Source organism: Streptomyces sp. NPDC007157, from assembly GCF_040634235.1.
In the GTDB taxonomy this organism is placed as follows: domain Bacteria; phylum Actinomycetota; class Actinomycetes; order Streptomycetales; family Streptomycetaceae; genus Streptomyces.
On sequence record NZ_JBEYFE010000079.1, the window covers coordinates 1 to 1027 of the forward strand.

General features: G+C 40.6%; 1 protein-coding gene. It reads left to right on the forward strand.

The features are described 5' to 3' along the window. Positions 1 to 281: 281 nt before the first annotated feature. A partial coding sequence (locus ABZ642_RS46475) for an IS30 family transposase (protein WP_360497809.1) occupies positions 282 to 1027 on the forward strand: 746 nt, incomplete at its 3' end.

A 1027-nucleotide genomic window follows, 5' to 3' on the forward strand; every position in this document is an offset into this window, starting at 1 on the left:
GAAAAAAGGTAAAGGCATCAACAAAGCCTGTATTCATGGCAAGTAATAGAGCAACAAGTAAACTTTCTTTAGAATGGACTGCGGATTTAAGCTTAATTTTTTCCTTCATAATCTGTAAAAGATAAGGTCATTATAGCACAATGATAATCTAATGTACTCTATTTAAAATAAAAAATTAAATCGCAAATTGTAAAATGAAGTTAGCCACCTTGAGTCAAGCAAAAAACATCTGAATCTCTTATACTAGAAGTTCGACCAAATAGTATAAAAAGGAAATTCAGATGCAAGACTATTCTATCACAAGCCAGAGCAAAGGGAAACACCTGACCAATCAAGACCGTTTAAACATTGAACGTTGGCACAATAAAGAAGGACTGAGCAACCGTGAGATTGCGCGCTTATTGAATAAAGCTCATGGGACGATTGACAGAGAGATGAAGCGAGGGGAAATCCAGCTCAAGCGGAAGGTAAAATACTCTGCTAAAAAGGCTCAAGAAAATTATGAAGGATTGAGGGCTCACAGTGTTCGTCCGAGTAAACTCACGACTGAGATTGATTGTTATGTGAGTACACGTCTTAAAGAAGACAAGGACTCTTTGGTAGTCATTCATCAGGCTCTAAAAGGAGTTTCTCTGAGCAGCCTCTACAATTGGGTCAACTGGGGCTGGTTAGAAGCCAAGCGTCATCATCTTTTCTATCCGCAGTATAAGGCGGCAAAGAAAATCAAACCTCGTGCGCCAAAGCATCCTTTTGGTAAGTCTATTGAAGAACGGCCTGAGTTCATTAACAATCGCTTAGAAGTGGGGCATTACGAGATTGACACGGTCATTCTTACGAGAGCTAAGAACAAGGTGCTTTTGACGCTCACAGAGCGAAAATACCGCACGGAGATCATTCGCTTGATTGATGGGAAAACAGCACAGGCGGTCAATGATGAGCTGGTGGAACTTCAAAAAAGTTATGACTTCAAATCCATTACCCCTGACAATGGCCATGAATTTGCAAGGCTCTCTGAGGTCGTAAGCTG